This is a genomic window from Sphingobacterium haloxyli (assembly GCF_002980525.1).
Classification (GTDB): domain Bacteria; phylum Bacteroidota; class Bacteroidia; order Sphingobacteriales; family Sphingobacteriaceae; genus Sphingobacterium; species Sphingobacterium haloxyli.
In genome coordinates this window covers 418,821-427,853 of record NZ_PVBQ01000003.1, presented here as the reverse complement: position 1 = coordinate 427,853, position 9,033 = coordinate 418,821, and the positions used below count along the sequence as shown (strand labels likewise).

General features: G+C 41.2%; 9 protein-coding genes. 5 read left to right on the top strand and 4 right to left on the bottom strand.

The genetic code is table 11. The features are described 5' to 3' along the window. Positions 1-137: 137 nt before the first annotated feature. On the bottom strand, positions 138-2,012 hold the full coding sequence (gene pepF / locus C5745_RS05760) for an oligoendopeptidase F (protein ID WP_105716017.1): 1,875 nt from the start codon (positions 2,010-2,012) through the stop codon (positions 138-140). A gap of 264 nt (positions 2,013-2,276) precedes the next feature. Here pepF and C5745_RS05755 point away from each other — a divergent pair, with 264 nt between their 5' ends. From C5745_RS05755 to C5745_RS05740, 4 genes are all read left to right on the top strand, one after another. Further along, a complete protein-coding gene (locus tag C5745_RS05755) occupies positions 2,277-3,506 on the top strand; it encodes a DEAD/DEAH box helicase (protein WP_105716016.1) in 1,230 nt (409 codons plus the stop codon). A gap of 24 nt (positions 3,507-3,530) precedes the next feature. Next, entirely contained in the window at positions 3,531-3,752 is a 222-nt protein-coding gene (locus C5745_RS05750; RefSeq protein WP_105716015.1) for a VF530 family protein, read from the top strand. Between the two features lie 26 nt (positions 3,753-3,778). Continuing rightward, a complete protein-coding gene (locus tag C5745_RS05745) occupies positions 3,779-4,381 on the top strand; it encodes a DUF4202 domain-containing protein (RefSeq protein WP_105716014.1) in 603 nt (200 codons plus the stop codon). A 73-nt stretch (positions 4,382-4,454) separates the two neighbouring features. Continuing rightward, positions 4,455-5,225, top strand: coding sequence for a Rossmann-fold NAD(P)-binding domain-containing protein (locus tag C5745_RS05740; protein WP_105716013.1), 771 nt, complete (start codon positions 4,455-4,457; stop codon positions 5,223-5,225). A 45-nt stretch (positions 5,226-5,270) separates the two neighbouring features. On the opposite strand, the gene C5745_RS05735 is transcribed toward C5745_RS05740, so the two are convergent. Continuing rightward, positions 5,271-6,260: a cobalamin-independent methionine synthase II family protein gene (locus tag C5745_RS05735; RefSeq protein ID WP_105716012.1), complete on the bottom strand. Its 990-nt coding sequence runs from the start codon at positions 6,258-6,260 to the stop codon at positions 5,271-5,273. Positions 6,261-6,305: 45 nt separating this feature from the next. Next, complete coding sequence (locus C5745_RS05730; protein WP_105716011.1) at positions 6,306-7,319, bottom strand: NAD-dependent epimerase/dehydratase family protein; 1,014 nt, start codon at positions 7,317-7,319, stop codon at positions 6,306-6,308. Positions 7,320-7,530: 211 nt separating this feature from the next. On the opposite strand from C5745_RS05730, the gene C5745_RS05725 reads away from it, so the two are divergent. Then, positions 7,531-7,992 carry an Lrp/AsnC family transcriptional regulator gene (locus C5745_RS05725; RefSeq protein WP_105716010.1) on the top strand — a complete coding sequence of 154 codons (462 nt, stop codon included), beginning with the start codon at positions 7,531-7,533 and terminating at the stop codon, positions 7,990-7,992. Between the two features lie 45 nt (positions 7,993-8,037). On the opposite strand, the gene C5745_RS05720 is transcribed toward C5745_RS05725, so the two are convergent. Further along, positions 8,038-8,946 (bottom strand): NAD(P)/FAD-dependent oxidoreductase, encoded by a 909-nt coding sequence (locus C5745_RS05720; RefSeq protein WP_105716009.1) that lies wholly within the window; start codon positions 8,944-8,946, stop codon positions 8,038-8,040. Positions 8,947-9,033: the final 87 nt, after the last annotated feature.

The window sequence follows — 9,033 nt, the reverse complement described above, 5'->3', positions numbered from 1 at the left end:
TTATTTATGACCAGTCATGGATAAATTATCTATATCAACCGCTGGCGGCCTAGGCTAATCTCCTAAAACCCTTACAGACCATAAGCCCATAATAAAACAAAAGAAGGCGCCCTTTTTAGACGCCTTCCTTAGTATATCTATTTCCCGATTCTCGACAGAATGGTTTCCATCTCTGCCATTACAGCGTTGATCTTAGCAATAGTGAGATCAAACGGTTCCGAAGTGTTCATATCTACGCCAGCATCGACAAGCAAATCCACCGGGTATTTAGTGCTTCCGGAGGCTAAAAAATCAAGGTATTTTTTACGGTCTCCATCCGTTCCCTTTAATACTTTTTCTGAGAGAGCAGTAGAAGCTGTAAAGGACGTCGCATATTGGTAGACATAAAAATTGTAATAAAAATGTGGAATGTAAGACCATTCGGACTTGACGTAATCATCCACTATACAAACATTTTTATCATGACCGTAGTACCGTTTGGTCAGATCGAGGTACATTTTATCAAAATCCTCGCCAGTTAGCGCTTCGCCTGTTGCGACCTTTTCGTGGATCATTAATTCAAATTCAGCAAACTGTGTCTGTCGGAATAGTGTGCCTTTAGCGCCTTCGAGGTAGTTTCCCAGGATAGCGAGCCGGACTCTATCGTCTTCAATCTGCTCCAGCATATAATCGTTCAACAACTCTTCATTTAGAGTGGACGCGACCTCAGCAACGAAAATCGAATAATTGGCATTCGCAAAATGTTGCTTCTTGTTGGTGAGGTAGCTGTGCATGGTATGCCCCAATTCATGAGTCAAAGTCGACATGTCGTTGTACTTTCCATTGTAATTCATGAGTATATATGGATGTACGTCGAACGCGGACCCATTAGAATACGCCCCCGATCTTTTTCCTTCGTTTGGATACATGTCAATCCATCTTTCATTAAATGCTCTTTTCGACACGTCTATATATTCATCACCCACAGGCCGCAAAGACTGCAAAATATTGTCAATGGCTTCTTCTACTGTATATTCCAAATCTACTTTTTCAACCAAAGGAGCGTATAAATCATAATAATGTAGCGTGTCTACGCCCATCATACGTTTACGAAGATTTAAATAGCGGTGAAAGGTTTCCAAGTTTCCATTGACGTTTTTGATGAGATTATGAAACACATCGGTGGGAACATTACCCCCATCTAACGCCCTTGCTAAGGTACTCTCATAATTTCGAGCTTTTGTTGTAAACAATGCGGCGTTAATATTTCCGTAAAGCTGTGCTCCAAAGGTCCGTTGAAATTCATTCAACTTACGAAAATACGTCTCGAACACTTTACTCCTGACTTCTCTGTCTTCGCTCGCTCTATAAAGCGCAAAATTGGCGGTATTGAGTTTTATGCGCTCACCGTTCAATTCAATTTCCGGATGGGGAAATTCGGCATTAAAAAATGTACTAAAAATATTTGCCGCATTTCCAGACATTAATGATGAATACGCCATCACGGTTTCAACTTCTTCGGAGCCGCGGTGCTCACGCTTACGAAGCAAATCGGTAAGATAGAATTTGTATGTCGCTAGCTCCTTTTCTTGTGTAAAAAAGACGTTGAGCTGTTCTTCTTCTGGGGTTAATAATTCTGGTTCCATGAACGATGTCAGTGCGCCATATGCCGAAAAAAGCTGTTGCAACTCCTGTTTCATTCCCGCATATTTTGTCACCCTCGTGTCTTGATCTGATTTCATCGACGCATATGATGATAGTCTGGCCATTTCCTTAACCAAGTTGCTGTTCAATTCTAATGCTTCCAAAAGTACAGTAGCGGACTGTGAAAGTTTACCTTTGTAGGATGCTGCTTTCTGCATTTCTTGTTGCACTCGTTGTTTTTCTTCTTTCCAAACTTCATCGGTAGCATAGAGATCGGAAAGATTCCACTTATATTTTTCGGGCAACTCTTCCCGAACTTTCATCTGGCTTACGGCAACCGTCATAGAAAACAGTATCATAGCGGTAATCAATTGTGTTTTTTTATGCATATTTTATTAAAATAAATAGTGCGTACAATTTACAAAAAAGATTTTACCCATTTTTGGTTTCTTTACAACAAGAATGTGATCGTTAAAACTTATTAGATACAACGCTATTTCGACAAGCCAGATGGAGATTGACCGCGATGAGATAAACGAGTAGACAAGAGCGACGTGTCAATTATATTTTAGTTAACTTTGTAGCTTGTATTCATTAATTGTTTAGCAGTGTCTTTAGATAAATTAAAGCTTAGTAAACGTCTCCATGCCTCCATGAATGATTTGGGTTACTTTACGGCAAAAGAATTCCAGTTAAAATCGCTCTCACGAATCGTCGGAGGACATAGTGTTATTGGCATAGCACCTGAAGGAGCTGGAAAAACTACTACTTATGTCCTCGGCGTGCTGATGCGCCTGAAATATACGCAAGATGAGGCTCCGAAAGTCTTAATTCTGGCGCCCAATGAGGAGCGAATCACAGAAATAGTGGATCGTTTTCTGACCGTCAGCAAGAATAAGAACCTCCATATTATGGGACTCAAAACGAGTGGAAGTATGGAGGAAGAAATCGAAGATTTGGTCCGTGGGGTAGATATTGTCGTTGCGACGCCGAACCGCGCCCGGGCTGTGTATTTAAAGTTAGGACTTAATTTAAATCGAATTCAGACGTTTATCATCGATGATGCAGAAGAAATAGTTAAACAGGGAATGCAAACTACAGTAAGGGAATTGGCACAAAGCTGTGGAAAAGTTCAGTATTTAGCATTCAGTACGGTCGAACATGAAAAATTGCATTTGATGATCGATGATTTTATGCCGTACGCTACGCTGGTCGAGGTTGAAGAACTTAGTGAGAAAATCATTGAAACACATGAACTCATCTTGTATAAAGTTCCTAATTTCACCACGAAAATCAATTTGCTAAATCTTTTGATGAGAGATGACGACGTATTTGATAAAGTCGTGATATTTGTGAATAGTCGCCTTACTGCACAAAAAATAAGTCAAAGTCTACACGCTAAAAAAGGAGAAGTTGCTATCTTACACCCATTGTTTCATGACGACGTAGGTATCGACAATATTCATGATTTCAAGCAAATCCCTGAATGCCGAATACTTGTTATCGCAACCGAAGGCACGAACGAGATTGACTTGCGGGGGATTCCTTTTATATTTCATTTTGAAATCCCGGAAAGTGGCGACGTTTTTGTACAACATATCCTAAAAACTCCAGATAATGACGTTATAGCGATCACATTTGCAACAGACATCGAACTCGCCAAACTCAAAAAAATAGAGCAATCTTTAGGGAAGAAAATACCTGTCATACCTCTTCCAGAGGATCTTGTCATCTACCGTCCGTCCAATAATATAAAGGAAAAGAATGAAGTGGATGAATCTCAAGGCGGCGCTTTTCATATAAAGAAAGAAAGCAATAACAAAATCTACAATTACGGAAGTGGGCTAAAAGCCAAAATGACAATGAAAAATAAGAAAAGGTAATCGCTTTTTTTGTAATTTTATAATATGGATAAGCAACCAAATAACCCATTACATGGCAAACGGCTGGATACGATTATAGAAGAATTACTGGATTATTATGGAAGTTGGACAGCATTAGGTCAGGAGGTGCGGATTAACTGTTTCGTGGACAATCCAAGTTTAAAATCGTCATTGACGTTTTTGCGGAAAACGCCGTGGGCTCGTAAGAAAGTAGAGGATCTGTACATCGAGCTATTAGGGAAGTAAAGGTTTAACTTGTAATTATTGACGACATGCATCCGAACATACAACAAACATTAGATTTATTCGACGACTACAATCGCCAAGACCCTCATATTTTTGTGTGGCAAGGGACGCAATACCCACAGGAATATTTTTTAGCCACTAAACTATATGAGTGGGTGTTGAAATTAGATCCTAATGCAAGCAATGCACTTATTCTGGCTTCCCGATGTCAACATATCGGACGGTGGGAAATTCCGCGGGACAGCTTTCCGCTGGATAAGAGCGGATACCTTCAATGGAGGAAGACTTTAGCCAACCACCATGCTGAAAAGGCGAAAGTCATCATGGAACAATCGAAAGTGCCAGATACCCTCATCGCAGACGTTCAGGAAATTATCTTAAAAAAGAAATTAAAAGTAAATCCGGTAGTACAGACCATGGAAAATGCCTTATGTTTGGTTTTTCTAGCGTATCAGTACGAAACGTTCTTTCCGAATCATCGAGCAAAAATCGTTAACATTTTAAGGAAGTCACTGTTAAAAATGGATCGTCAGGGTCACCATTTTGCACTGACACTTCCGTACTCAACAGAAGGTATGGCTTATATTCACGAAGCGCTTGACTTATTAAACGACAAAAAGATAGGGTAACGCGTCCATCTGCAAACGCCACGTCTATAAATTATATTACCTTACATCGTTAATCTTTTTAGCTAATATCAACATGAAGAACATAGGCATCATTGGATGCGGTTGGCTAGGGTTACATATGGCTAAACACTTGCTTCCAAAATATAAAATCTATACGTCCACAACCACACCAAGAAAAAGAGCAGAACTGGAAACGATGGGGTATGACTCCATTGCTATCCAATTTTCAGATAACGAGATACTTCAAACGTATAAATCTTGGAAAGTTTTGGAATATCTGGATACCATTGTTATCAGTGTACCGTTTTCAAAACGAACGGATATAAAATCGCTTCAAAACCGGTTTGAAAATATCGGCTTGTTTATTAACGATTTTGATAAACAACTTTTTCTAATGAGCTCAATAGGTATTTATCCGCAGGTGCAAATGGAAATTGGCGAAGAAACACTTGATGAACAGTCTCTTCATCCAAACATTTTATTCGTAGAGCAATTAATAAAAAACAAATTCCCACAGCTAAACATTTTGCGATTAGGGGGATTAATGGGAGGAGACAGAATTTTCAGTAATTACCATACTTCAACGCCTGATCAGTTTGTTAACCATGTCCATTATGAAGATATCGTCCTGATAACCGAAAAGATGATAGATAAAAGAATCCACTCGAAAACATATAATATCGTAGCCCCTGAACATCCGACGAAACAGGAAGTCGTTAATTATCAAAAGGGCTTAACCGAATTCCGATACACGCAGGGACACGGCCGAAAAATAATATCAACTTTGTCTGAGCAAGACATACCGTACCAATATTTGCACCCAGACCCAAGAATATTCAAATAAGAATCCCCTTAAACTTGCTTTTAAGGGGATACGTAGGTGGTTTTCTTACAAAACTTTAGAAGCTTCGACGAGACGTTTTAATTTAGCATGTGTGACGTCGATAGGCACGTGTCCAAATCCACATTCGCTAGTTAATATCAAGCGATCAGCCGGAAAGTAATCCAGGGCAGGCTTCAACCGCTGACGTATTTCCTCTACAGTTTCTAAATCGTCACTACGTTGGTCTATCACACCGATCGCCAAGTCTCCTTTAAAATCCCACTGATCAAACAATTCAAGCATATTGTAACTGAGCGTACAATGTTCCAGTAAAAGTTCATCTACCGGGACGGCCTTAAAAGCGTCAACTATATCAGTATACTTTGTAAAATAGACTCGTTTTCTTCTCGGATTTCCACCACATACGTGCAATCCGATACGCACTTTTTTCGGCAACGACTCGATTAGCTCAGCCAGGATCTCAGCTGCCCAAACACTTTCTTCCGGAGACTCCGTCCACATCGGTTCATCAAACTGTACGTGTTCACACCCCAGCGCTATAGCTTCCGCAATTTCGTCTCGCAAAACATTGGCCCACGCGCGACATAAAGCCTGCGCATCAGGATACAGATCTTCGCGCTCGTTTACACTAAATCTATATAATACATGAGGACCTGTCACAGTCAGTTTCACGTCTACACCGGCTGGAGCTGCGTCACGGGCGATCTTCCAATTGCGCGCAATATCAAAACGCGGATTCTTGAGTTCACCAATCACTCTAGGACATTCGATTCCAAAACCAGCCGTACCGAAAGAAACCTTAGGCATATCTTTAAAAGTAATACCGTCAATACGCTTTTGATAGAAATAGTACATATTCTCACGGTATCCTTCGCCATCAGTAATCGTATCCAATCCCAACTCAGCCTGATCTTTTGCCGCCCATTTGATATAATCATCTACCTCTTCCTGGGTCATCACGGGCCGCTTCATTGTGTCTTCTAACTTTTCCGGACGCGGGTAACTCCCAACCACTGTATTACGAAATCCTGCCATATATTTTGCTTAGTATTTTAAAATATCTATAAAGATAGAACTTTTCTAGTAAACGGGCTGTAATTGCCTGTTTCGAGCTTCCTCAATCTGCGCCCGCACCCCATCGGCCAGCGACCTCGGCGTAAATCCAATTTCCTCTTCTAAACGAGCGCCATCACAACGATCCACGAGGGATGTCCGCTGCACATTCTCGTCGAACTCATACCGAGCATCTGGCACGATGTTCGCGACAGTTTGCATCAACTCCTCAGCCGTCACCGAATGTCCTCCATTGTTGTATGCGAAGTATTTGAGTTCCGGCTTCAATGTTAGTCGGACAAACTGCTCCGCGACGTCATCGACATAAATCCAGCAATCACGAGCATGCTTAGAGAATGGCAGTTTAACCTCCTTCCCTAATGCCGGATTGGTAGCAAATTCACAAGCCCAAAGAACCGATCCACGCATGCGTCCATCTCCGTAGACAACCGGAGGACGCATAGACGCAATACTAACTCCTTTCGTCTGGATATATTTCTTCGCTGTAAATTCATTTAACATTTTCATAACACCATAGGTATAGAAATGATCATCTAGCGAGCAGAAGTCATCCTCCCTAATGGCGTAATCTTCGTCGCCATAGGCGCTATGATTTGCCCCATAGATTGTCTCGCTACTGGCAAACACCAAACGCGTCAGTTTATGATCCACCACCATATCAAACATGTTGACCATACCAAGAATATTGACAGATGCCCCGCGATGATGATCCGCTTCCACTTCGGCACTCATGAGATACGCCAAATGGATAACATGGGTAATATCCGGATAAGTCAAAAAAACGTTATTAACTGCCCGTCTATCGGATACATCCAGCTCAATAAATGTGGTCTGAGCAATCTGCTCCTCCAATTCAGCAAGCTTGATATCGTCGTTTTGATATTTTAACAAAGCAATCTGCTTCGTCCATTCTATATTCAGGTTCAGGTCAGCAACCACTACCGGAATTTTACGTTCCCACAGGTTGACTACAACGCGTGCTCCAATAAATCCCGTACCTCCGGTAACTAAAAATTTCATAAATAATACTGTGTTTTTCGTTAAACAGTCTTGCAGATGTAAGCACAATTTAACCTCTTCGCATCTGCTTATGCACTGCACAAAGTTAGTTTCTGTTTATTAATAACCACAATTTTTTATATAATCAGATAATTTAGCCATATAATATATATTTATTAGCATAATTAGCTTTTTGTTTATTAAATTTGTTCACCCAAAAGTGTTTTATGCTATGGAAGAACTTGACAAGACAGATCTGTTGTTATTGAAAATATTGGCAGACAATTCGAACCACACTATTAAGGAGTTAGCCAAACGGGTGAATCTCTCGCCTACCCCCGTGCTGCAACGAATCAGAAGGTTAGAAAACAACGGATATATCAAAAAATACATCGCGTTGCTCAATCCCGAGAAATTTAGTCAAGGATTTATCGTTTTCTGTAACATTAAATTGAAGCAACACGACCGCCAGGTGGGCCATCGGTTAGTAGCGGACATCCTAAAGATCGACGAGGTGGTAGAGTGCTACAATGTTTCCGGTGATTATGATTTTATTCTAAAAGTGTTTGCAAAGGATATGAAGCATTACCAAGAGTTTGTATTCAACAAACTAGGCACACTCGAAAGTATCGGCAGTACGCACAGTACCTTTGTCATGGCCGAAATAAAAAACTCCCATAATATAAATCTGTAGGACGTTCTAGGTCGATATAAAAATTCTAGTGATATTGCACAACGGTCAGAAACACTCGTCCACAAGCTCCTTGTTGACGATGGCTCCCGTAGCATTTCCAGAAGCCACAGCATTTGCTACCGAGCGCATCATTTCGACATTGTCACCACAGGCAAAAACCCCTTCCACAGTGGTCTCTTGCAGCGTATTGACATGGATATATCCATGTTCCGTCAGAGCACAGCCCAACGCAACGGGAATATCTGAATGCTGCTCGAAAGGTAAAGCAGCATATACCGCTTTAAATGCTTCACGACTACCGTCAGCGAAGACGACCTCTTTAACAAGACCATCTTGATGTACAATCTCGACAACCCCTTTCTCCTTAATCGCGATATCATTTGCTCGCAATTTCTCCGCAGCTGGAAAATCAAACTCAACCCTACCATTCGTGAGAAGCGTAAGATCATCCGTCAAGTTGTTAATCAAAGACGCGAGATGATAAGCTTTTGCTCCATTGGCAAGAATGGCCGTTTTCGCGTTACGAAATTCGTAGCCATGACAATATGGACAGTGAATCACTGTTATTCCCCAGCATTCCGAAAAACCCGGAATCTGAGGCATAATATCTTTTATACCAGTGGCAAATATGAGTTTTCGTCCACTGAAGGTCTCACCAGTCTGGGTAGTCACAGTAAATCCTTGGTCCGTTTTCAACGCGCTAACGGCAAGACCACGATGAAACTTTATGGTGTCGTATTTCATGAGTTGCCGCCTAGCCTCTGCAGCAATATGGCTGGGCGCATGCCCATCATGCGTAAGGAAGTTCTGCGAATGCGGAGTTTGCAAATTGCAAGGCTGTCCACTGTCAATAACCAATACAGAGCGTAAGGAACGACCTAAGGACATAGCCGCTGACAGACCGGCATAACTACCACCGATAATGATAACTTCGAAGTTTACACGTTTCTCCATAACATATACATCATTCCACTACCAATAAATCTGCCATATGAACAATTTAAAGTCAGTACAGTTTTTTGGCATCCCAAAATGTGAATC